The following is a 21,048-nucleotide window of genomic DNA, read 5'->3' on the forward strand; positions in this document are numbered from 1 at the left end:
ACTGCGTGATCTTTTAGATCCCGGGGCTGCAAAGCAGCCCCCAGCAGGCGATGAAGATGAAAGCACTGGTTCTGCTCCTTGCTTTGGCCATGAATCCTGCCTGGGCCGAAGTCTGGCCCGAACCGGACTGGCCAATCGACAACACCGCCCTCGACTGGCAGGCTGTTGACGCCTATGCCTTTCCGGAGTGCAACACCAGCGAACGCAGTGGCATCCGCACCGACGCTCTGTTGATCATCCGTGACGGCCGCATCCTCCACGAACGTTACAGTGCCCCCACCACCGCCAATACCGCCCACCTGACCTGGTCGGTCAGCAAGAGCGTGCTGGCCACCGTGCTAGGTGTCGCCCAGGGTGAGAGCCGTTTCCAGCTGAAGGACCCAGCCGCACGCTTCTACCCGCCGATGAAGGCCCATCCTGACGTGCGCCTGGCCGACCTGCTGCACTGGGCCAGCGGCCTGGACTGGCAGGAAGACTACGAGTACGCACCGTTGAAGTCCTCCGTCGTGGCCATGCTCTATACCCGTGGACGCGACGACATGGCGGCCTATACCGCCGCCCGTGCCGGCGCCGATAAGCCCGGCCAGCGCTTTCTCTACTCCAGCGGCGACAGCAACGTGCTGGCAGCCGCCTTGCGCGGCATGCTCGATGCCGGCACCTATGCCGACTACCCCTGGCAGGCATTGTTCACCCCGCTGGGCATCGACAGCGCGGTCTGGGAGCGTGACGGCGCAGGTACGTTCGTTGGCTCTTCATACCTTTACCTCAGTGCCCGCGACCTGGCGCGCATCGGCTTGCTGATGCAGCGCGATGGCCGTTGGCAAGGGCACCAGTTGTTGCCGGCAAGCTGGGTTGCATTCAACCGCACCCCCTTTACCCAGGCAACCGCGATGCCCGGCGAAGCCAACCCGGGCGGCCACTGGTGGCTCAACCTGCCATTGCCGGGCAGCCCGACACCGTGGCCCGACGCCCCGAACGATACCTACGCCGCGCTTGGTCACTGGGGCCAGGCGCTGTACATCGTGCCTTCGCAGAAACTGCTGATCGTGCGCTATGCCGATGACCGCGATGGCAGCTACCGCCACAACGAACTGCTCAAGCGGGTGCTGGCGGCGCTGGCCAAGGAGGGCGCATGAAGCGCGTGCTGTTGCTGGTGATCGTCGCCTTGCTCGGCTGGGCCTGGCTGGAGCGCCAGGCGCTGGCCGACTTCCCGGGCATCCTGTCGGCATACTCGGCCAAGGAGTACTGCTCGTGTCGCTTCGTCATGGGCTTCGACGAGGCCTATTGCCGGGGCTACGTGAAGCAATGGTTGCCCCTGGGCCGGCTGGAGGAAGACGGCCCGCAACGGCAGGTCACTGCCGAAGGCCTCGGCCAGCGCAACCAGGCGGCCTGGCAGGGTGCGCAGGCCGGCTGCCGCTTGCTGCCATGAGGGCGGGCGGGTAAGGTTGGCGGTCAAGTTTCACGAGACCTGCCATGTTCAAGCTGCCCCGTTTTCTACCTGCCCTGCTGCTGGCTTTGTGCCTGCCCGCCCACGCCAACTGGCACCTCGATGGCGAGTCTTCACGCCTGTCATTCGTAACCGGCAAGAACGGTGATACCGCCGAGGTGCATCGCTTTCTGGTGTTGCACGGCAGCGTCGATCGCAAAGGCGCTGCGGCGCTAAGCATCGAGATGGACTCGGTGAGTAGCGGCATCCCGCTGCGTGACGAACAGATGCGCGACAACCTGTTCGAGGTCGAGCGCTTCGCCGAGGCAAGCGTCAAGGCGCAGATCGACCTGCGGCCGATCAACGACCTGGCTGATGGTGCGCAGATCGAATTGCGCTTGCCACTGACCGTCACCCTGCACGGTCAGTCGCACAGCTACAACGCCTTGTTGCTGGCGACCCGCCTGGACGCCCGACGCTTCCAGGTGGTGACCCTCGAACCCCTGATTCTGCGGGCGCAGGACTTCGGCCTGCTGCCTGGCCTGGAGACCCTGCGCAAGTTCGCCAAGCTCAAGTCCATCAACCCGACAGTACCGGTCAACGCGGTGCTGATTTTCAACGCGCGCTGACATGCCAGGGCCGGTCTTCCCTTGGCGGGATGGCAATGAGTTCGAACTGCTGATCGACGGCCCCGAGTTCTTTCCGCGCATGCTCCAGGCGATCGTCCGCGCCGAGTTCCAGGTCGACCTCGAACTCTACCTGGTCGAGGCCGGTGCCTGTGCCGAGGCGGTGGTTGAAGCGCTGGAGCAGGTGGCACGCCGCGGCGTGCGGGTGCGTTGCCTGTTCGATGACTATGGTTCGCTGGCCTTTACGGCGGCGTTGCGCCAGCGCCTGCTGGAGGCCGGGGTGTATTTGCGCTGGTACAACCGCCTGCGCTGGAAGCGGGGTTTTCGCAACCTGTACCGCGACCATCGCAAGCTGTTGCTGGTGGACGAACGCTGGGCGGTGGTGGGTGGCACCGGCGTCACCGACGAGTTCTGGACGCCCGGTGAGGCGACCAGCGCCTGGCACGAGGTGATGGTGCAGATGCAAGGGCCGGTGGTGAGCGACTGGCAGTTGCTGTTCGACCGCCAATGGCAAGCCAACAACCGCCGCACCGCCTGGCGCCCGGCCGAGGGCTTTGGCCTGCCGCGCTTGCCCAAGGTGCCGGTGCAAGGCCAGGGCATGGGCCGGGTGGCCTATGCCGACGCCCGCCAGCACCAGGACATCCTGCATTCGCTGGTCCGGGCGATCAACAGTGGCAAACAGCGGGTGTGGCTGGCCACGCCGTACTTCCTGCCGACCTGGAGCGTGCGCCGGTCGTTGCGTCGCGCCGCCGGCAAAGGCGTCGACGTGCGCTTGCTGCTGACCGGGCCACGTACCGACCACCCTTCGGTGCGCTATGCCGGGCACCGCTATTACCCCCGATTGCTTCGTGCCGGAGTGCGCATCTACGAGTACCAGCCGTGCTTCCTGCACTTGAAGATGGTGCTGATCGACGACTGGGTCAGCGTCGGTTCGTGCAACTTCGATCACTGGAACCTGCGCTTCAACCTGGAGGCCAACATCGAGGCCCTCGACCCGCCGTTGACAGCTGCCGTGCAGGCTAGCTTCGAGCGTGACTTTGTCTTGAGCGAAGTGGTCGATCTCGACCATTGGCATGCCCGGCCGCTGTGGCGTCGGGTGAAGCAACGCGTGTGGGGATGGCTGGACCGGCTGGTGGTCAACCTGCTCGACCGACGCGACTGAGAACGGCTATCGTGCAGTGACTGTCCCTTGGCAATCGAAGGAGTGGGTGCGATGACGGCGAAGAAGATTCTCATGCTGGTTGGCGACTATGTCGAAGACTACGAGGCCATGGTGCCGTTCCAGGCGCTGAGCATGGTCGGGCACACGGTGCATGCGGTATGCCCGGAGAAGGTCGCGGGGCAGACCGTGCGCACGGCGATTCATGATTTCGAGGGCGAGCAGACTTACAGCGAAAAGCCAGGGCACAATTTCGCCCTGAACTACGATTTCGTGCGGGTGCGGGCCGAGGGGTACGATGCGTTGCTGATCCCCGGTGGCCGTGCGCCGGAGTACCTGCGCCTGGATGAGAAGGTGCTGGAACTGGTGCGGGCGTTCGACCAGGCTGGCAAGCCGATTGCGGCGGTGTGCCATGGCGCGCAGTTGCTGGCGGCAGCGGGTGTGCTGGAAGGGCGCGAGTGCAGTGCTTATCCGGCGTGTGCGCCGGAAGTTCGCCTGGCGGGTGGCACGTTCATCGATATCGCGGTGGACCAGGCGCATGTCGATGGCAACCTGGTGACCGCACCCGCGTGGCCGGCGCACCCGGCGTGGCTGGCGGCCTTCCTCAAGGTGCTTGGCACCCGTATCGCCTGACAGGGCCCTTTCGCGGGTGCAGGTTCACCCCACCTGCTCGACCCAGTCGTTGAGGTTGTAGTAATTGGTCACCCGGGCAATCTTGCCGCAGTGAATGTAGAAGAATGCCCCCGCCGGCAGCACATAGGTCTGCCCATTGGCTGCCGGCAAGCCTTCGTCGTCGGCCAGGTATTCGCCGTGCACGGTGAACTCCGCCGCCGCCCGGCTGCCGTCGGCGTTCTGCATCACCACAATGTCGGCCAGGCGCTCGCGGTAGCATCGGTTCATCTTGTCCATGAACGCAGCGAACTTCGCTTTGCCCATGTGCCGCTCGCCCTGGTTGATGTCGTGGATCACGTCTTCGCTGAGCAATGCCAGAAAGGCGGGCATGTCGCCAGCATTGAAGGCGGCGTAGTAAGCATTTACCAGTTCGGTAGCGGTCATGGAACAATACCTGTCGTGTAGGGAAAAGGCGATGTGCTGGCTCGGATGATAGGGTTTCCCCTCAAGCCCGGCTTAGCCGAGCGCGTCATCCACATCGACAAAACGACCGCCAAGCATGGAAATACGCCTGTTGCACGGCGCCGCTATCGCGCCTTACATCGATGACCTCGCTCGCCTGCGCCTGACCGTGTTCCGCGAGTTCCCCTACCTCTACGACGGCACCCCGGAGTACGAGGCCGACTACCTGGCCAGCTACACCCGTTCCGGGCGCAGCCTGGTGGTGCTGGCCCTGGACGACGGCCAGGTGGTGGGGGCCTCCACCGGCCTGCCGTTGGTGGATGTGGCCCCGCAGTTCCAGCAGCCATTCCTGGCCCTGGGGCGCGACCCGGCCAGCGTCTACTACTTCGGTGAGTCGCTGGTACTGCCGGAGTACCGTGGCCGGGGCCTGGGCGTGCGCTTCTTCATCGAGCGCGAGTCCTATGCCCACAAACTGGCCGAATTCGACTTCTGCGCGTTCTGTGCCGTGGAGCGCCCAGGTGTGCATCCGCGCCGGCCTGCGGACTACAAGCCGCTGCACGGGTTCTGGCGCAATCGCGGCTTCCTGCATGACCCGGCCCTGCGCACCAGCTACGCCTGGCGTGATTTGGACGAGTCGGAAAGCTCGGAAAAGATCATGTCGTTCTGGACCAAGGAACTGCCCGTTTGATCCGCCTCGCGGCTTGCCAGTACGCCATCGAGTTGCATGAAACCTGGGACGCGTATGTCGAGCATCTGCAGGCGTTGTGTGCCGAGGCCGTGGCAGAAGACGCCCAGCTGCTGTTGCTGCCGGAATACGCTGGGCTGGTGCTCAGCGGCCAGTTGCCGGCCGAACAGCGTGGTGACCTCAAGGGCTCGATCACCGGCATCCAGCCGCTGATCGAGCCCTGGTTGGCATTGTGTGATGGGATTGCCCGGCGCTGGGGCATCTACCTGCAGCCGGGCAGCCTGCCGGTGCTCGACCTCGATGGGCAATACCGCAACCGTGCCTGGTTGTTTGGCCCCGAGGGGGTGCTCGGTTATCAGGACAAATTGATGATGACCCGCTTCGAGCGGGAGCAGTGGGGCATTGCCGCAGGTAATGGCCTGCAGGTGTTTGATACTGATCTCGGGCGCCTGGGCATCCTGATCTGCTATGACAACGAGTTCCCGATGCTGGCGCGGCGCCTGGCCGAGGGTGGTGCCGACCTGATCCTGGCGCCGAGCTGCACCGACACCGAGGCGGGCTACCACCGGGTGCGCATTGGCGCGCAGGCACGGGCACTGGAAAACCAGATCGCCGTGTTGCAGAGCCCGACGGTGGGAATGGCGCCCTGGTCGCCGGCACTGGATGAGAACATCGGCCGGGCTGGGCTGTTCGTTCCGCCGGATCACGGGATGCCGGGGGACGGGGTGGTCGCGTTGAGTGGAGCGATGAGCGCGGTGAGCAGCCAGTGGCTGGTGTGCGAGGTGGATCTTGATGAAGTGAGGCGGGTGAGGCAGGAGGGGCAGGTGTTTACCCGCAGGGACTGGCCGGAGCAGTTCGAGAGAATCCTGTGAAAACAGCGGTGGCCCCATGCCGGGACCACCGCCGTTACCGCAGGTTTACTTCACTTCGACTGCCAGGCTTTCGGCAATCTTGCTCTGCCACAGGGCAGGGCCAGTGATGTGCACCGACTCACCATTGCTGTCGACAGCGACGGTCACCGGCATGTCCTTGACCTCGAACTCGTAGATCGCTTCCATGCCCAGCTCGGCGAAGGCCAGGACCTTCGACTTGCGGATGGCCTGGGCCACCAGGTAGGCAGCGCCGCCCACGGCCATCAGGTACACGGCCTTGTTGTCCTTGATCGCTTCGATCGCGGTCGGGCCACGCTCGGACTTGCCGATCATGCCCAGCAGGCCGGTCTGCTCGAGGATCTGGCGGGTGAACTTGTCCATGCGGGTGGCAGTGGTCGGGCCGGCTGGGCCTACCACTTCGTCACCGACCGGGTCGACCGGGCCGACGTAGTAGATGAAGCGACCTTTCAGGTCTACCGGCAGTTCTTCACCGCGGTTGAGCATCTCGACCATGCGCTTGTGCGCGGCGTCGCGGCCGGTGAGCATCTTGCCGTTGAGCAGGATGGTCTCGCCCGGCTTCCAGCTGGCGACTTCCTCGGGGGTGATGTCGTCGAGGTTGACGCGGCGGGCACTCGGGCCGGCTTCCCAGACGATTTCCGGGTAGGCGTCCAGCGACGGCGCTTCCAGTTCGGCCGGGCCGGAGCCGTCGAGCACGAAGTGGGCGTGACGGGTGGCGGCGCAGTTGGGGATCATGCAGACCGGCAGCGAAGCCGCGTGGGTCGGGTAGTCCATGATCTTGACGTCGAGCACGGTGGTCAGGCCGCCCAGGCCCTGGGCGCCGATGCCCAGCTGGTTGACCTTCTCGAACAGCTCCAGGCGGATTTCTTCGAGGCGGTTCTGCGGGCCACGGGCTTTCAGTTCGTGGATGTCGATGGACTCCATCAACACTTCCTTGGCCATCACCGCGGCCTTCTCGGCGGTACCGCCGATGCCGATGCCGAGCATGCCAGGCGGGCACCAGCCAGCGCCCATGGTCGGGACGGTCTTCAGCACCCAGTCGACGATCGAGTCGGACGGGTTGAGCATGGCCATCTTCGACTTGTTCTCCGAGCCGCCGCCTTTGGCTGCGACGTCGACCTCGACCTTGTCGCCAGGGACGATGGAGTAGTGGATGACGGCCGGGGTGTTGTCCTTGGTGTTCTTGCGGGCACCGGCCGGGTCGGCCAGGATCGAGGCGCGCAGGACGTTTTCAGGCAGGTTGTAGGCGCGACGCACACCTTCGTTGATCATGTCGTCGACGCTCAGGGTGGCGCCGTCCCAGCGCACGTCCATGCCCACGCGCACGAACACGGTGACGATACCGGTGTCCTGGCAGATCGGGCGGTGGCCGGTGGCGCACATGCGCGAGTTGATCAGGATCTGGGCGATGGAGTCGCGTGCCGCAGGCGACTCTTCGCGCAGGTAGGCCTCGTGCATCGCCTGGATGAAATCGACGGGGTGGTAGTACGAGATGAATTGCAGGGCGTCGGCGACGCTCTGAATCAGGTCGTCTTGCTTGATCACGGTCATGCAGCGCGCTCCTCTTAAAGACGGGAACATTCAAAAAGACGCTCGACGGTGCCGACCAGCGTGTCGAAGCGCCTTGCAAGGCGCGCCGGCAGGCTGGCCGACGCAAAAGGGCGCGGCAGTATAGCGCGCCTCACCGCGCGAAACACCTGCGCGTGGTCTGGACCATGGTCGGCAGGTGCCAGGCATCCTTTTTGCTGCCAATGCGCGCTTGGCATACAGTGACCCGGTGATCGATGGAGACAGACTTACCATGCCCGAACTTTGCGTGGGCGCGCGCCGTTGGACGGTGCCGACCGGCAGCAACCTGCTCGATGCCTTGAACGAGGCCGGGCTCAACGTGCCCTACAGCTGCCGTGCTGGCAGTTGCCACGCCTGCCTGGTGCATTGCCTGCAAGGGCAGCCGGTGGACGCCTTGCCCGAGGCCCTGGCGCTGGACAAGCATGCCTTGGGCTGGCGCCTGGCTTGCCAGTGCCGGGTGGTCGAGGACCTGCGCGTGGCGGTGTTCGACCCGCAGCAGGATGGCGTGCCAGCGCGGGTCTGCGCGGTGGACTGGTATGGCGATGTGCTGCGCTTGCGGCTGCGGCCGGAACGGGCGCTGCGTTATCGGGCGGGGCAGCATGTGGTGCTGTGGATGGGGGCGGTGGCCCGGCCTTATTCCCTGGCCAGCCTGCCGGGGGAAGATGATTTCCTCGAATTTCATATCGATTGCCAACGAGCAGGTGCCTTTTGCGACAAGGCCCGTGTGCTGAAGGTGGGCGATGAGTTGCGCCTGGGTGAGTTCAGGGGCGGGGCGTTGCACTACGACCCGGACTGGCAGGCGCGGCCGCTCTGGCTGCTGGCTGCGGGCACCGGCCTGGCGCCGTTGTGGGGCATCTTGCGCGAGGCAATGCGCCAAGGGCATCAAGGGGAGATTCGGGTGGTGCATGTGGCGCGGGACCGCGCTGGACACTATCTGGCTGAGCCGCTGATGCAACTGCAGGGTGTGAAGGTCGAGCTGGTGCTGGCGGAGCAGATGGAGGAGGCGCTGGCGGGGTTGCGGCCGTCATCGCGGCAGACAGTGGCGCTGGTGTGCGGGGCGCCGGGGAGTGTCGAGCGGGTTTCCCGGCGGCTTTTTATTGCCGGGGTGCCGCGGGGGCAGGTGTTTGCTGATGTGTTTGTCGAGCATGCTTGAGGTGTTTGTTTTGCCTGTGCGGGCCTTATCGCGACCTGCGGTCGCTCCTACGGGGAATTGCGATTTCCTGTAGGAGCGACCGCAGGTCGCGATGAGGCCTCAAAGGCTATCAGCCGACCAGCGGATCACCGACGTGCAGGATCTTCATGCCGTTGGTGCCACCGATGGTGTGGTAGCTGTCACCCTTGGTCAGGATCACCCAGTCACCTTGCTCCACCAGGCCGCGCTTGAGCAGCTCGTCGACGGCGGCCTGGCTGACCTTGTCGGCCGGCAGCGAGGCCGGGTCGAAGGCGATCGGGTAGACGCCGCGGAACATGTTGGCGCGGGCCTGGGTGGCGCGGTGCGGCGACAGCGCGAAGATCGGCACGTGCGAACGCAGGCGCGACATGATCAGCGGGGTGTAGCCACTTTCGGTCAGGGCGATGATCGCCTTCACGCCCGGGAAGTGGTTGGCGGTGTACATGGCCGCCAGGGCGATGCTTTCGTCGCAACGCTCGAAGGTGGTGTGCAGGCGGTGGCTGGACTTCTGGCTGGTCGGGTGCTTTTCAGCGCCGGAGCAGATACGGGCCATGGCCTGTACGGCTTCGATCGGGTACGAACCGGCGGCGCTCTCGGCCGACAGCATCACTGCGTCGGTGTTGTCCAGCACGGCGTTGGCCACGTCGGACACTTCGGCACGGGTCGGCATCGGGTTCTGGATCATCGACTCCATCATCTGGGTCGCGACGATCACCGCCTTGTTGTTGCGGCGGGCGTGCTGGATGATCTTCTTCTGGATGGCGATCAGTTCGGCGTCGCCGATTTCCACGCCCAGGTCGCCACGGGCAACCATCACGGCGTCGGAAGCGAGGATCAGCTTGTCGAGGGTTTCGTCGTCGGCCACCGCTTCGGCGCGTTCGATCTTGGCGACCAGCCAGGCACTGCCGCCGGCTTCGTCACGCAGCTTGCGCGCGTATTCCATGTCGCTGGCGTCACGCGGGAAGGAGACGGCCAGGTAGTCCAGGTCCATTTCCGCAGCGAGCTTGATGTCGGCCTTGTCTTTTTCGGTCAGGGCCGGCGCGGTCAGGCCGCCACCTTTGCGGTTGATGCCTTTGTGGTCCGACAGCGGGCCACCGATGATCACCACGCAGTGCAGGGCGTCTGCGGTGGCGGTCTCGACGCGCATGACCACGCGGCCGTCGTCGAGCAGCAGTTCGTCGCCAACGCCGCAGTCCTTGACCAGGTCGGGATAGTCGATGCCGACGATGTCCTGGTTGCCTTCGGTCAGCGGGTGGGCGGTGGAGAAGGTGAACTTGTCACCGATCTTCAATTCGATGCGCTTGTTGGCGAACTTGGCGATGCGGATCTTCGGACCCTGCAGGTCACCCAGCAGTGCGACATGGCGGCCGTTCTTGGCGGCGATCTCACGGATCAGGCGGGCGCGCGCCTTGTGCTCGTCCGGAGTGCCGTGGGAGAAGTTCAGGCGTGCCACGTCCAGGCCGGCGAGGATCAGCTGTTCGATCACTTCCGGCGAGTTGCTGGCGGGGCCAAGGGTGGCGACGATTTTGGTACGGCGGATGCTCATGCACAGACTCCTATAGTGAAGCGCAGCGAAAGGCTACTCCTCAATTGCGCTGTAGTCATTGTTCCGTTGCACTACCTGCGACCAATGCAGGGTGGCATTTGAACGGGCGGGAGTATCCTTGCAAATGGCTGTGAAGATTTGCCGGCAATGGCCGATAAACAGGCATCAAAGGAGATACCCCATGCGCGCCCTGATCGTAATCACCCTGGCGGCCAGCACCGTCGGCTGCACCCGCTGGTCCATGGACCACCACCTGAACAACGCCTACCGCGCCTATGACCGGGGCGATTGCTCGAAGGTCATGCTGGAGTTGTCGCAGGTCGACCGCACAAGCCGTGCGCGGCCGTTCATCCACCCGGAAGTGTCGCTGCTGCGTGGCCAGTGCCTGGAGCGTGACATGCTTTATGTGGATGCGGCGCAGACCTACGAGTACCTGATTCAGCAGTATCCGGGCAATGAATACGCCTACCGGGCCAAGGCACGCCTGGAGACCCTGCAGAAGCTCGGGCACTACCGTGGTGCAGAGGCGGCGGTGGCCAATCCGGTGAATACCCCTACTTGGCGTTAACACCAAGGTGTCATTAATTTCACGGGATTTGCCCGGCGTGCTGCGCTAATCTGTAACTCAGCTGTTACAACAACCGCCAGTACCTTGCATTCCTGGCATCAGGTACGGGACTGCACTCGCGATCATGTTCATCAAGCGCCATATCGAACGCCATCAGTTGCCTTGTGTGCTGAAGGTCTACAACCGCTTTACCGATCAGCCGATCGGTCAGCTGGGCAATGCCTCCGAAGACGGGATCATGCTGATCAGCTCGCTGCCTGTGCTGGTCGGCCCGGACTTCGAGCTGCAACTGCGCATCCCGCTGGCCGGTGGCGGGTTTCAGTTCATCAACCTGACCGCCAGTTGCCTGTGGTGCCGCGAAGACCAGACCCCAGGCCACTACGATTCCGGTTTCATGCTGCTGCAGGCCCCGCGCGAATACGATGAATTCGTCCGCTCGCTGCGCGACTATTTCAGTTTCCGCCCCGCCAACGCTTCCGCCTGAGCCTGTCTCCGCTAAAATCGGGTCGACCTCGAAACAGGACGACCCCGTGACTTCCAGCATCTTCTGGCACGACTACGAAACCACTGGCATCAACCCGCGCTGCGACCGGCCGTTACAGGTCGCTGGCGTGCGCACCGATTTCGAACTCAACGAGATCGAAGAGCCGATCAACCTCTATTGCCGCCCTTCGGACGATATTCTGCCGCACCCGGCCGCCTGCCTGGTCACTGGCATCACCCCCGAGCAACTCGCCAACCAGGGCCTGTGCGAAGCCGAGTTCATGACCCGGGTCCACGCGCAGTTGGCACGCCCTGGCACATGTGCTGCCGGTTACAACACCCTGCGCTTCGACGATGAAGTGACCCGCTACAGTCTGTACCGCAACTTCTTCGACCCTTATGCCCGCGAGTGGCAGGGCGGCAACAGCCGCTGGGACCTGATCGACGTGGTGCGCACTGCCTATGCCCTGCGTCCGGAGGGCATCGTCTGGCCGCAACAGGACGGGCGCACCAGCCTGCGTCTGGAATTGCTCAGCCAGGCCAACGGCATCGACCACGGGCATGCCCATGAAGCGCTTTCCGACGTACGGGCCACGATTGCCCTGGCACGCCTGATCAGGCAGCAACAACCCAAGTTGTACGAGTGGCTGTTCCAGTTACGCAGCAAGCACAAAGTGATGGAGCAGATCCGTCTATTGCAGCCGCTGGTGCATATATCCGGACGCTTTTCCGCAGCGCGTAATTATCTGGGGGTGGTCCTGCCATTGGCCTGGCACCCACGTAATCGCAATGCTCTGATTGTGTGCGACCTGCATCAGGAAACCCTACCGTTAATAAGGGAACGTGCCGAGGTACTGCGCGAGCGTTTGTACACGCGGCATGAGGAATTAACTGAAGGACAATTACCGGTTCCGCTCAAGTTGGTGCAGATCAATCGCTGCCCGGTAGTCGCTCCGATTTCGGTATTGCGCCCCGCCGATCAGCAGCGACTGGGCATCGATCTGGCACTGATGCAATCACGCGCTGAACAGTTGGCTAATCAACAGGCTGAATGGCAAGACAAGCTTGAGCATATCTACGGCAAGGAGGACTTTGCTGCGGTTGAAGACCCGGAACAGCAGTTGTATGACGGATTTATCGGTGATCGTGACCGCCGCCTGTGCGAGCAAGTTCGCACGCTGGACCCTGCACAGTTAGGCCATGGTCACTGGATGTTCGATGATCCGCGCCTGCCGGAGTTGTTGTTCCGCTACCGCGCGCGAAACTTTCCCGAGACGTTGAACAGCGAAGAGCGCCAGCGCTGGTACAGCTTCTGCCAGCAGCGCCTGAGTGACCCGCAGTGGGGCGCACCGAACACGCTGGGTGATTTCGAGCAGGCCAGGCTGAGCGCCTGGGCCAACGCCGACGAGGCCGGGCGGCGGGTGTTGGACGCTTGGCAGGTGCATGCCCGCAACTTGAGTGAGCAGTTTGCTATCAGCTCTTGAGTGAGCAAACAAAAACGCCGGCATCATGCCGGCGTTCTTGTTTGTATATGCAGCGTGCTGATGTGGACAATCAGTCCAGCAGAGTCGCCCAGCTTTCAACCACGTCACCACCCCATTTGGCTTTCCATTCTTTAAGGGTCTTGTGGTTGCCGCCTTTGGTTTCGATCACTTCACCGTTGTGCGGGTTCTTGTATTGCTTGACCTTGCGCGCACGCTTGGTAGCGACTGGTTTCGCTGCACCGCGTGGGGCTTTGCTCAGTTTCGACTCTGGGTCGAGCAGGGCGATGACGTCGCGCAGCGACTTGGAGTATTCGCCCATCAGGGTGCGCAGTTTGCCTTCGAACTCCAGTTCTTTCTTCAGCTTGTCATCCTGCGACAGGTTGGCCAGGCGGGCCTGAAGTTCCTTGATGGCTTCTTCGGTAGCGCGGTATTCGTTGATCAGGGACATGGAGTGTTCCTTTAATGCGTGTTCAGAAATGAGTGAGGCAATAATAGACAGGCGATACTCTCAAGTAAACATATTATTCGGCACTTAACTGTTAGAAGCCCTGTGACAAAATATCTCAAGATTAAGAAAAATTTACATATGGCCCTGCAGTTCGTCCTGATCGTCATCAGGCTGTAGTAGCGCGCTTTTCGCCCTGCCTTGCTGGGCTTGGCGCTGCCGGCGGGCGCAATGATTACTGCGTTTTTTTGGTCGGGCCGCTAGAATGAGCGCCTTTGCGAAGTTCTGGAGTCTTAATTCATGCGCACCTATCGTCTGGTGATCGCCTGCCCCGACCGTGTTGGCATCGTGGCGAAAGTCAGTAATTTCCTGGCCTTGTACAATGGCTGGATCAACGAAGCCAGCCACCACTCCGATGAGCAGAGCGGCTGGTTCTTCATGCGCCATGAAATCCGCGCCGAATCGCTGCCATTCGGTATCGAGGCGTTCCGCGAAGCCTTCGCGCCGATCGCCGAAGAGTTCTCCATGACCTGGCGTGTCACCGACTCGGCACAAAAGAAGCGCGTGGTGCTGATGGCCAGCCGCGAATCGCACTGCCTGGCCGACCTGCTGCACCGCTGGCACACCGATGAACTGGATTGCGAGATCCCGTGTGTGATTTCCAACCACAACGACCTGCGCAGCATGGTCGAGTGGCACGGCATTCCGTTCTTCCACGTGCCGGTCGACCCCAAGGACAAGGCCCCGGCCTTTGCCGAAGTGTCGCGCCTGGTCCAGGAGCATGCGGCTGACGTGGTGGTGCTGGCGCGTTACATGCAGATCCTGCCGCCGCAACTGTGCCAGGACTATGCCGAAAAGGTCATCAACATCCACCACAGCTTCCTGCCGTCGTTCGTTGGCGCCAAGCCGTATCACCAGGCAGCCCTGCGTGGCGTGAAGTTGATCGGTGCGACCTGCCACTACGTGACCGAAGAGCTGGATGCCGGCCCGATCATCGAGCAGGACGTGGTGCGTGTGAGCCACGCCGACAGCATCGAAGACATGGTCCGCTTCGGCCGTGACGTCGAGAAGATGGTGTTGGCCCGCGGCCTGCGCTATCACCTGGAAGACCGCGTGCTGGTGCACGGCAACAAGACCGTGGTTTTTGACTGATACCACTGCGGGGGCTGCATCGCGGCCCCCGATGCTTTGCGGAGAACATGATGGCAATCTCGCGCAACAAACCTACTGCCTCAACTCCCCCCACCCTCGGCGAAGGCTGCCTGGCCCGCTACGACCCAGAAGCCCTGAGTGACGACGACGGCACCGACTTCCCCGATGCCGCCGAATTGTGGCGCCAGCTCAACTCGCCTGACCCCGCCAGCGCTCCAGCAACGGACGCGCCAGCAGGCAGACAAACACCGGCCCGCCCGCCAGCAGATAAAAGTAGTAAGTGACCGCCCGCCAGATCACGATCGCCGCTGCGGCTGTCGAACTGCCCACCAGAGGCGTCAGCAGGCTGGCCGAAGTCAGCTCGGCGGCACCGGCGCCACCTGGCATTAGGCTGAATTGCCCGGCGCTGAGTGACAGCATCTGCACCAGGAAGCTCGGAATCCACGACAGCTCCACTCCCAGGCCCTGCAGCACCAGGTACAGCACGCTGTAGCGCAGGCTCCAGTGCAGGCAGGTGAGGGTGAACACCAGCGCCAGGGAGCGTTTGGGCAGCTGCCAGGTCTGTGCCAGGGCGTCGATGAAATGCAGCACCTTGCGGGCCCAGCGGCGCCTGCGCTTGCCGGGCATGCCCAGGCGTTGCAGCAGGCGCCCGTTGAAGCGCATCACAGCCCGGCGATAACGCAGCAGTACCACGATCATGGCCAGGGCTGCACACAGCAGCAAGGCGCTGCCCAACAACATGCTTTGTTGGCTGCGCCCCAGGCTGTGGAACAGGGCATAACCGGCAATCGCCAGCATCGCGCAGAAAAAGAACAGCAGGTCGTTCAACTGATCCATGGCAAATACCGCACCACTGCGGGCCGGCCCGATGCGGTCACGGGCGAGCAGGGCCATGAGGGTGATCGGGCCACCGCTGCCGCCAGGCGTGGTACAGATCGCGAACTCGGTGGCCATCACCACGCCGAGGCTGCGCACACGGCCAAGCTGTGTCGCTTGCTCGCCGAGCAGCAGGCGCAGGCGCATGGCATTGATCACCCAGCACAGCAGGATCATGCCGAGTAGGGTCAGCAACAGCCCGGTATCGAAGGTCGCCAGCCTGGGCAGCAGTTCGTTGCCGCCGAGCAACGCCGGTACCAGCAAGGCGCCGGCCAGTGCCAGGGCCAGCCAGCCGAAGCGGTTCATGCGATCACCTGGCGCTCCAGCCAGGCCGACTTGGTCAGCGGCTCGCGGCCTTGCAGCAGCAGGTTATCGAGGGTGCGCAGCCAGTAGCTTCGCGCTGAGCGGTGGCGCATGTCCACCGGGTGCAAGCCAAGACGCAGGGTTTGAGCTGTGCGCCAGTGCCGGCACTGCCAGTCACAGACCACCCTCGACAGCCCTCGGCGCCAGGCGCTGCGTGCGCTCCATACCAGCCCCGGCGCCTCGAATGCGGTGAAGTCCGGCAAGCGATACAGGTGCTGGGGCGTGCTGGTGTAGCGCAGCGGCAGTTGGCTCAGGGCTTGCCGGGTGCCTTGGCTCATCAGCCAGCCTGGAGCGACGAAACCGGCCACCGGCCAGCCCTGCCCGGCGAACAGGGCCAGGCCCTGCTCCAGGCGCTGCAGGGCTTGCGCCTGGTCAAGGGCATAGAACTCGCCTTCGTGGGTGTAGATACGGCGCATGAAGTATTCGCCGAAGCTGCGCGGCGTTGGCCCGTCGTCGGCGTGGTAGAAGCCATGCAACGCCAGTTCGTCACCCCGGGCCAGGCGCCGTTCGAGCAGGCGGCAGAAGGTTGGTGAGCGGGTCAGCGGGTTGCGGTGATGGAAGTCTGGCACCACCAGCCAGGTCATTGGCACATTGCCCATTTCGTCCACGGCCTGCACGAACGGCTGGTAGTCCGGCCAGGTTTCGGGCGCGATATCGTGCAGCACCAGCATCAGGCTGCCCGATGCCCCTGCGGGCTCAGCCATGGGCGCGTACCTGGGGTTGGTGGCCGAGCACGGCCTGGTAGTGTTGCAGCAGGCCAGCCACCACGTTGTCCCACGAATAGTGCTGCTCCACATGCAGGCGGGCCTGGGCGCCGAGCTTGCGCACACCTGTTTCGAACGCTTCGCGTACGGCCAGGGCCATGGCCTGGCCATCGTTGGCCCGGCACAAGCGCCCGCAGTGTTCGTTGACGATCTCGCCGAAGGCCCCAGCGCGTACGGCGACCACTGGGGTGGCGCTGGCCATGGCTTCGAGGATGACCAGGCCGAAGGTTTCCTGGTCGCCGGCGTGTACCAGCAGGTCGGCGCTGGCCATCAGGCGGGCGACTTCCTGTGGCGGGCGGAACTGGTCGATGACGCTGACGTTGTCGGGCACGCTGGCCGGCATGTTCGAGCCGACCAGCAGCAGGTGATAGGGGCGCCCCAGGTGTTGCATGCATTCGAGCAGCACCGGCAGGTTCTTCTCCCGTGAACCGCGCCCGGCATAGATGAGCAGGCGGCTGGTATCGGCAATGCCCAGCTGGGCCCGCAGTTGCGGGTCGCGATGGTCGGGATGGAAGGTCTGCAGGTCGACACCCAGGCGCTGCACATGCACGTCACGTACACCCAGGCGGCGCAGCTTGTCGGCCATCACCAGGCTGGGCGCCAATACCCGGTCGAAATTGCCATACAACTTGCTGACATAGGCCTCGACATTGGGCGTGAACCAGTTGCCCATGCGGTTGCTCACCAGCAGCGGCAGGTCGGAGTGGTAGAAGCCGATCACCGGTACGTCGAGCTTGCGCCGGGCTTCCAGTGCCGCCCAGGCGGTGAGATAGGGGTCGCCGACTTCGATCAGGTCGGGCTTGAGGCGGCGCAGCACGTTGCACCACGGCGCCAGGCGCACCGGGAAACGGTAGCCTTTGCCGAACGGCAGGGGCGGTGCGGGCACCTGGTAGATGCCATCGGCATGGCTGGCGCTGGGGCCGGGGATCAGGAGGCTGTGGCGTACGCCCGAAAGCGCGTCGAGGCGATGGTGTTTGGCATCGAGGTAAGTCCGCACGCCGCCGCTGGCCGGCGCGTAGAACATGGTGATGTCGGCTATGTGCACGATCAGCATCCCTCCAGGATCGTCTTCGGGTGTGTCATCTGGCGATGACGCGCCTAAAGGTTGACCTTTCTGAAGGATAGTTTGTTCGATCGGGTTAAGCGGGAAGGCAGTGCTGGATTCTTCGCTGCTGAAGCCGCTCGCACAGGAATTTCCACAATCCTGTAGGAGCGGCTTCAGCCGCGAAGCAGGCGACGCGGTCTGACGTTCAGATGCGGAAGCTGCCGACCAGGTGCTTCAAGCGGGTGGCCTGCTGCTCCAGATCCGAGCAGGCGCGCAAGGTGGCCTGCAGGTTCTCGACACCTTCCTGGTTGAGCATGTTGATCTCGTTGATGTCCATGTTGATCGAGTCGACCACGGCGGTCTGCTCTTCGGTGGCCGTCGCCACCGACTGGTTCATGCCGTCGATCTCGCCGATGCGCACGGTCACGCTGTCCAGGCGCTCGCCGGCCTGGTTGGCGATCTGCATGCTGTCCTGGCTGTGGCGCTGGCTCTGGCCCATGGTGTCGACCGACTCGCGGGCACCGACCTGCAGCTCTTCGATCATGGTCTGCACCTGCTGTGCCGACTCCTGGGTGCGATGCGCCAGGTTGCGGACTTCGTCGGCGACCACGGCAAAACCACGCCCGGCCTCACCGGCGCGGGCCGCTTCGATCGCGGCATTGAGCGCCAGCAGGTTGGTCTGCTGGGAAATGCTGGTGATCACTTCGAGGATCTGGCCGATGTTCACGGTCTTGCTGTTGAGCGTCTCGATGTGCGCGCTCGAGGTGACAATCAGGTCGGACAGGCGGTTCATCGCGGCGATGTTGCGCTCCACCACCTGTTGGCCTTCCTCGGCCAGCAGGCGCGCGGAGCTGGCGTGCTGCGAGGCCTGGGCGGCATTGCCGGCGATTTCCTGGGCGGCGGCGCCGAGTTCGTTGATGGCCGCAGCCACACTGTTGGTGCGGTTGGATTGCTCGTCGGAATTAGCCATCGACGAGTTCGAGGCGCTGATGACGCGCAGGGCCACTTCGTTGACCTGCTCGGTCGCCGACGACACTTCGCGGATCGAGCCATGGATACGTTCGACGAAGCGGTTGAAGGCTTTGCCGAGAATGCCGAACTCGTCGTGGTTGTGGATGCTCAGGCGCTTGGTCAGGTCGCCTTCACCTTCGGCGATGTCTTCCATGGCGCGGGTCATGGTGTGCAGCGGCTGCATCAGCACGCGGATCAGCAGGCCGAGCAGGCCGATGATGATCACCACCGCCACCAGGGTGGCGATCACCGCCGAGGTGCGGAAGGTGCTGAGCATGGCAAAGGCCTTGTCCTTGTCCACCGACAGGCCGATGTACCAGTTGGCCGAAGGCAGGCCCTTGATCGGGGTGAAGGTCAGCAGGCGAGCCTGGCCGTTGGCATCGACTTCGGTCAGCTCGCCGGACAGTTTCGGCGTTTGCTGCGGGAACAGGTCCGACAGCGACTTCATGACCAGTTCCTTGTCCGGATGGACCAGGATCTTGCCCTGGTCGTTGACCAGGAAGGCATAACCCATGCCGCCAAAGTTCAGCGAGTTGATGATCTGCACCAGGCCATCGAGGGCCAGGTCGCCACCGACCACGCCAACGCTGGCGGAAACCTTGCTGAGGATGCCGATGACCATCTTGTTGGTGGTCAGGTCGATGTAGGGCTCGGTGAGAATCGCACCCTGGGCGTTCATGCCGTCCTTGTACCAAGGGCGGGTGCGCGGGTCGTAGCCATCCGGCATCTTGGAGTCCGGGCGCACGCTGAAGCCACCATCGACCTTGCCCAGATAGACCGTGAGGAAGCTCGAGATCAGGGCATTCTGGCCCATCAGTGTTTCGGCGTTGGCCGGTTGCTGGGCAATGTTCTGCGCCAGGTTTTCCACCAGCTTGATACGGCCATCGAACAGGTTGCGGATGTTGGTCGAAGTGGATTCGCCCATTTCAGCCAGATAATTCTCCAGATTCTCGCGGATCGCATTACGCTGGAGGTAATCGTTGTAAAGGGTGAACAGGCTGAAGGCGAGTATCACGATCAATGACGCAGCCAGAAGGATCTTGTGGCTGAAACGCAGGTTTTTGTTCATGGCGTAATCGGTTCCGCTAAGGTTTTTATCGGGCGTTCGCACGGTGTCGCTGCAAACAGTGCAACATCCCGAAAAGTCCTTTTTCGGTTGCTCCTGTCTATTAAGGCGAATATCACCCAAAGGTATCGGCCGAATTAAGCTAAAGCTTGAGCGGGGGATTAAAGAGATGTCAGAAACATCGACCATAGTTGTAGGCGCAGACCCGGGCGGGCAACCCGTTCAGCAAGCCATGCGCCTTGCCAATCGCCACGGCCTGGTCGCCGGGGCTACCGGCACTGGCAAGACCGTGACCCTGCAGCACCTGGCGGAGGTGTTCAGCGATGCTGGGGTGGCGGTATTTGCGGCAGACGTCAAAGGCGACCTGTGCGGCCTGGGTGCGGCAGGTGCGCCGCAGGGCAAGGTGGCCGAGCGGATCGCTGGCATGCCTTGGCTGGGGCACACGCCAAAAGCCTATCCGGTAACGCTTTGGGATGTCGCGGGGCAGTCAGGCCACCCGTTGCGTACCACGCTCAGCGAAATGGGCCCGTTGCTGCTTGGCAACCTGCTGGAGTTGACCGACAGCCAGCAAGCCGCGTTGTATGCGGCGTACAAGGTGGCGGATCGCGATGGCTTGCTGCTGCTTGACCTGAAAGACCTCAAGGCCTTGTTGGCCCACCTGAAGGACAACCCGCAACTGCTCGGCGAAGACAGCGCGTTGATGACCACTGGCTCGACCCAGGCCTTGCTGCGCCGGCTGGCAACCCTGGAGCAGCAGGGCGCCGAGGCGCTGTTTGGCGAACCGGCGCTGCAACTGGAGGACCTGTTGCGGCCGGATGCCGATGGCCGCGGGCGTATCCACCTGCTTGATGCCAGCCGACTGGTGCATGAGGCACCGAAGGTGTACGCAACATTCCTGCTGTGGTTGCTGGCTGAGCTGTTCGAGCAGCTGCCGGAGCGCGGTGATGCCGACAAACCGGTACTGGCGCTGTTCTTCGATGAGGCGCATCTGTTGTTCAACGGCACGCCGAAAGCACTGCAGGACCGCCTGGAGCAGGTGGTGCGGCTGATCCGTTCCAAGGGGGTTGGCGTGTATTTCGTCACCCAGTCGCCGGGCGATCTGCCCGATAGCGTATTGGCCCAGCTGGGCTTGCGTATCCAGCACGGCCTGCGCGCCTTTACCGCCAAAGAGCAGAAGTCGCTGAGGGCCGTGGCGGATGGCTTCCGCCCGAACCCGGCGTTTGACAGCCTGGCGGTGCTGAGCGAACTGGGGATTGGTGAGGCATTGGTCGGCACCCTGGAAGACAAGGGCACGCCGGCGATGGTCCAGCGGGTGCTGATTGCACCACCGCAATCGCGGATCGGGCCGTTGAGTGCGGCCGAACGGAGTGCGTTGATTGCGGCTTCGCCTTTGCTGGGGCGTTATGACAAGGCGATTGACCGGGAGTCGGCGTATGAAATGCTGACCCAGCGTAAAGGAGAGCCAGTGGAGCCGGCGCCAGTGCCAAAGGCGGACGAAGAGAGTTTCACTGACAAGGCAGGCGAGTTTCTGCAGAGTGCAGCGGGGCAGGCAATCAAGTCGGCGGTGCGCCAGGCGGCGAATCAGTTGGGGCGGCAGCTGGTGCGAGGGTTGATGGGGTCGTTGTTGGGTGGCAAGAAAAGGTAA

General features: G+C 63.4%; 21 protein-coding genes and 1 pseudogene. 13 read left to right on the forward strand and 9 right to left on the reverse strand.

Annotated features, from left to right (window positions below; translation table 11 throughout):
• The first annotated feature begins 56 nt into the window (after positions 1 to 56).
• Genes C2H86_RS16855 through C2H86_RS16875 form a run of 5 tightly spaced genes read left to right on the forward strand, consistent with a single transcriptional unit; the run spans position 57 to position 3,844 of the window.
• A complete protein-coding gene (locus C2H86_RS16855; RefSeq protein WP_159409013.1) occupies positions 57 to 1,136 on the forward strand; it encodes a serine hydrolase domain-containing protein in 1,080 nt (359 codons plus the stop codon).
• On the forward strand, positions 1,133 to 1,429 hold the full coding sequence (locus C2H86_RS16860; RefSeq protein ID WP_159409014.1) for an amidase: 297 nt from the start codon (positions 1,133 to 1,135) through the stop codon (positions 1,427 to 1,429). The genes C2H86_RS16855 and C2H86_RS16860 overlap by 4 nt, the downstream gene beginning before the upstream one ends.
• Positions 1,430 to 1,473: 44 nt before the next feature.
• The gene (locus C2H86_RS16865) at positions 1,474 to 2,055 is read left to right on the forward strand and encodes a YceI family protein (protein WP_159409015.1); all 582 of its coding nucleotides are present in this window, start codon (positions 1,474 to 1,476) and stop codon (positions 2,053 to 2,055) included.
• 1 nt (position 2,056) lies between these two features.
• Entirely contained in the window at positions 2,057 to 3,214 is a 1,158-nt protein-coding gene (locus tag C2H86_RS16870; RefSeq protein WP_159409016.1) for a phospholipase D-like domain-containing protein, read from the forward strand.
• A gap of 51 nt (positions 3,215 to 3,265) precedes the next feature.
• Complete coding sequence (locus C2H86_RS16875; protein WP_054885073.1) at positions 3,266 to 3,844, forward strand: DJ-1/PfpI family protein; 579 nt, start codon at positions 3,266 to 3,268, stop codon at positions 3,842 to 3,844.
• Between the two features lie 24 nt (positions 3,845 to 3,868).
• On the opposite strand, the gene C2H86_RS16880 is transcribed toward C2H86_RS16875, so the two are convergent.
• Positions 3,869 to 4,267 (reverse strand): nuclear transport factor 2 family protein, encoded by a 399-nt coding sequence (locus tag C2H86_RS16880; RefSeq protein ID WP_159409017.1) that lies wholly within the window; start codon positions 4,265 to 4,267, stop codon positions 3,869 to 3,871.
• A gap of 115 nt (positions 4,268 to 4,382) precedes the next feature.
• Between C2H86_RS16880 and C2H86_RS16885 the strand changes: the two genes are divergently transcribed.
• A complete protein-coding gene (locus C2H86_RS16885) occupies positions 4,383 to 4,973 on the forward strand; it encodes a GNAT family N-acetyltransferase (protein WP_159409018.1) in 591 nt (196 codons plus the stop codon).
• Positions 4,970 to 5,842, forward strand: a complete 873-nt coding sequence (locus tag C2H86_RS16890) for a carbon-nitrogen hydrolase family protein (protein WP_159409019.1) — start codon at positions 4,970 to 4,972, stop codon at positions 5,840 to 5,842. The genes C2H86_RS16885 and C2H86_RS16890 overlap by 4 nt, the downstream gene beginning before the upstream one ends.
• Positions 5,843 to 5,887: 45 nt before the next feature.
• Here C2H86_RS16890 and C2H86_RS16895 read toward each other — a convergent pair whose 3' ends face one another.
• A complete protein-coding gene (locus C2H86_RS16895) occupies positions 5,888 to 7,411 on the reverse strand; it encodes a fumarate hydratase (RefSeq protein ID WP_051098439.1) in 1,524 nt (507 codons plus the stop codon).
• A 250-nt stretch (positions 7,412 to 7,661) separates the two neighbouring features.
• Here C2H86_RS16895 and C2H86_RS16900 point away from each other — a divergent pair, with 250 nt between their 5' ends.
• Complete coding sequence (locus tag C2H86_RS16900; RefSeq protein ID WP_159409020.1) at positions 7,662 to 8,582, forward strand: iron-sulfur-binding ferredoxin reductase; 921 nt, start codon at positions 7,662 to 7,664, stop codon at positions 8,580 to 8,582.
• Between the two features lie 109 nt (positions 8,583 to 8,691).
• Here C2H86_RS16900 and pyk read toward each other — a convergent pair whose 3' ends face one another.
• Positions 8,692 to 10,146: a pyruvate kinase gene (pyk, locus tag C2H86_RS16905; protein ID WP_159409021.1), complete on the reverse strand. Its 1,455-nt coding sequence runs from the start codon at positions 10,144 to 10,146 to the stop codon at positions 8,692 to 8,694.
• A gap of 181 nt (positions 10,147 to 10,327) precedes the next feature.
• Here pyk and C2H86_RS16910 point away from each other — a divergent pair, with 181 nt between their 5' ends.
• From C2H86_RS16910 to sbcB, 3 genes are all read left to right on the forward strand, one after another.
• Positions 10,328 to 10,714, forward strand: coding sequence for a tetratricopeptide repeat protein (locus C2H86_RS16910; RefSeq protein ID WP_159409022.1), 387 nt, complete (start codon positions 10,328 to 10,330; stop codon positions 10,712 to 10,714).
• Positions 10,715 to 10,838: 124 nt separating this feature from the next.
• Entirely contained in the window at positions 10,839 to 11,198 is a 360-nt protein-coding gene (locus C2H86_RS16915; protein ID WP_159409023.1) for a PilZ domain-containing protein, read from the forward strand.
• 46 nt (positions 11,199 to 11,244) lie between these two features.
• Positions 11,245 to 12,681, forward strand: a complete 1,437-nt coding sequence (gene sbcB / locus C2H86_RS16920; protein WP_159409024.1) for an exodeoxyribonuclease I — start codon at positions 11,245 to 11,247, stop codon at positions 12,679 to 12,681.
• Positions 12,682 to 12,751: 70 nt separating this feature from the next.
• Here sbcB and mvaT read toward each other — a convergent pair whose 3' ends face one another.
• The gene (gene mvaT / locus C2H86_RS16925) at positions 12,752 to 13,129 is read right to left on the reverse strand and encodes a histone-like nucleoid-structuring protein MvaT (RefSeq protein WP_027917937.1); all 378 of its coding nucleotides are present in this window, start codon (positions 13,127 to 13,129) and stop codon (positions 12,752 to 12,754) included.
• Between the two features lie 297 nt (positions 13,130 to 13,426).
• On the opposite strand from mvaT, the gene purU reads away from it, so the two are divergent.
• Positions 13,427 to 14,278, forward strand: coding sequence for a formyltetrahydrofolate deformylase (purU, locus tag C2H86_RS16930; protein ID WP_008097675.1), 852 nt, complete (start codon positions 13,427 to 13,429; stop codon positions 14,276 to 14,278).
• Between the two features lie 189 nt (positions 14,279 to 14,467).
• Here the strand turns inward: purU and C2H86_RS16935 are convergent, their stop codons facing one another.
• The 5 genes and pseudogenes from C2H86_RS16935 to C2H86_RS28735 all read right to left on the reverse strand — a co-directional run.
• Positions 14,468 to 15,460, reverse strand: coding sequence for a lysylphosphatidylglycerol synthase transmembrane domain-containing protein (locus tag C2H86_RS16935; protein ID WP_159409025.1), 993 nt, complete (start codon positions 15,458 to 15,460; stop codon positions 14,468 to 14,470).
• A complete protein-coding gene (locus C2H86_RS16940; protein WP_159409026.1) occupies positions 15,457 to 16,221 on the reverse strand; it encodes a DUF2334 domain-containing protein in 765 nt (254 codons plus the stop codon). The genes C2H86_RS16935 and C2H86_RS16940 overlap by 4 nt, the downstream gene beginning before the upstream one ends.
• Positions 16,214 to 17,335: a glycosyltransferase family 4 protein gene (locus C2H86_RS16945; RefSeq protein ID WP_159409027.1), complete on the reverse strand. Its 1,122-nt coding sequence runs from the start codon at positions 17,333 to 17,335 to the stop codon at positions 16,214 to 16,216. Before C2H86_RS16945 ends, C2H86_RS16940 begins: the two co-directional genes overlap by 8 nt.
• A 196-nt stretch (positions 17,336 to 17,531) precedes the next feature.
• Positions 17,532 to 18,296 (reverse strand): methyl-accepting chemotaxis protein, encoded by a 765-nt coding sequence (locus C2H86_RS28730; RefSeq protein ID WP_371856889.1) that lies wholly within the window; start codon positions 18,294 to 18,296, stop codon positions 17,532 to 17,534.
• Between the two features lie 141 nt (positions 18,297 to 18,437).
• A pseudogene (locus C2H86_RS28735) lies at positions 18,438 to 19,592 on the reverse strand (cache domain-containing protein); the annotation flags it as partial.
• Between C2H86_RS28735 and C2H86_RS16955 the strand changes: the two are divergent.
• Entirely contained in the window at positions 19,573 to 21,048 is a 1,476-nt protein-coding gene (locus tag C2H86_RS16955) for a helicase HerA-like domain-containing protein (RefSeq protein ID WP_159409029.1), read from the forward strand. The pseudogene C2H86_RS28735 and the gene C2H86_RS16955 overlap by 20 nt on opposite strands.

Source organism: Pseudomonas putida (assembly GCF_009883635.2).
In the GTDB taxonomy this organism is placed as follows: domain Bacteria; phylum Pseudomonadota; class Gammaproteobacteria; order Pseudomonadales; family Pseudomonadaceae; genus Aquipseudomonas; species Aquipseudomonas putida_W.

Coding starts and splice junctions, on each gene's coding strand:
- C2H86_RS16955 (WP_159409029.1), top strand. CDS start 19,573: ATGTCAGAAACATCGACCATAGTTGTAGGCGCAGACCCGGGCGGGCAA.
- C2H86_RS16860 (WP_159409014.1), top strand. CDS start 1,133: ATGAAGCGCGTGCTGTTGCTGGTGATCGTCGCCTTGCTCGGCTGGGCC.
- mvaT (WP_027917937.1), bottom strand. CDS start 13,129: ATGTCCCTGATCAACGAATACCGCGCTACCGAAGAAGCCATCAAGGAA.
- C2H86_RS16900 (WP_159409020.1), top strand. CDS start 7,662: ATGCCCGAACTTTGCGTGGGCGCGCGCCGTTGGACGGTGCCGACCGGC.
- purU (WP_008097675.1), top strand. CDS start 13,427: ATGCGCACCTATCGTCTGGTGATCGCCTGCCCCGACCGTGTTGGCATC.
- C2H86_RS16885 (WP_159409018.1), top strand. CDS start 4,383: ATGGAAATACGCCTGTTGCACGGCGCCGCTATCGCGCCTTACATCGAT.
- C2H86_RS16895 (WP_051098439.1), bottom strand. CDS start 7,411: ATGACCGTGATCAAGCAAGACGACCTGATTCAGAGCGTCGCCGACGCC.
- C2H86_RS28730 (WP_371856889.1), bottom strand. CDS start 18,296: ATGGCTAATTCCGACGAGCAATCCAACCGCACCAACAGTGTGGCTGCG.
- C2H86_RS16945 (WP_159409027.1), bottom strand. CDS start 17,335: ATGCTGATCGTGCACATAGCCGACATCACCATGTTCTACGCGCCGGCC.
- pyk (WP_159409021.1), bottom strand. CDS start 10,146: ATGAGCATCCGCCGTACCAAAATCGTCGCCACCCTTGGCCCCGCCAGC.
- C2H86_RS16910 (WP_159409022.1), top strand. CDS start 10,328: ATGCGCGCCCTGATCGTAATCACCCTGGCGGCCAGCACCGTCGGCTGC.
- C2H86_RS16940 (WP_159409026.1), bottom strand. CDS start 16,221: ATGGCTGAGCCCGCAGGGGCATCGGGCAGCCTGATGCTGGTGCTGCAC.
- C2H86_RS16855 (WP_159409013.1), top strand. CDS start 57: ATGAAAGCACTGGTTCTGCTCCTTGCTTTGGCCATGAATCCTGCCTGG.
- C2H86_RS16870 (WP_159409016.1), top strand. CDS start 2,057: ATGCCAGGGCCGGTCTTCCCTTGGCGGGATGGCAATGAGTTCGAACTG.
- C2H86_RS16935 (WP_159409025.1), bottom strand. CDS start 15,460: ATGAACCGCTTCGGCTGGCTGGCCCTGGCACTGGCCGGCGCCTTGCTG.
- C2H86_RS16875 (WP_054885073.1), top strand. CDS start 3,266: ATGACGGCGAAGAAGATTCTCATGCTGGTTGGCGACTATGTCGAAGAC.
- C2H86_RS16880 (WP_159409017.1), bottom strand. CDS start 4,267: ATGACCGCTACCGAACTGGTAAATGCTTACTACGCCGCCTTCAATGCT.
- C2H86_RS16865 (WP_159409015.1), top strand. CDS start 1,474: ATGTTCAAGCTGCCCCGTTTTCTACCTGCCCTGCTGCTGGCTTTGTGC.
- C2H86_RS16915 (WP_159409023.1), top strand. CDS start 10,839: ATGTTCATCAAGCGCCATATCGAACGCCATCAGTTGCCTTGTGTGCTG.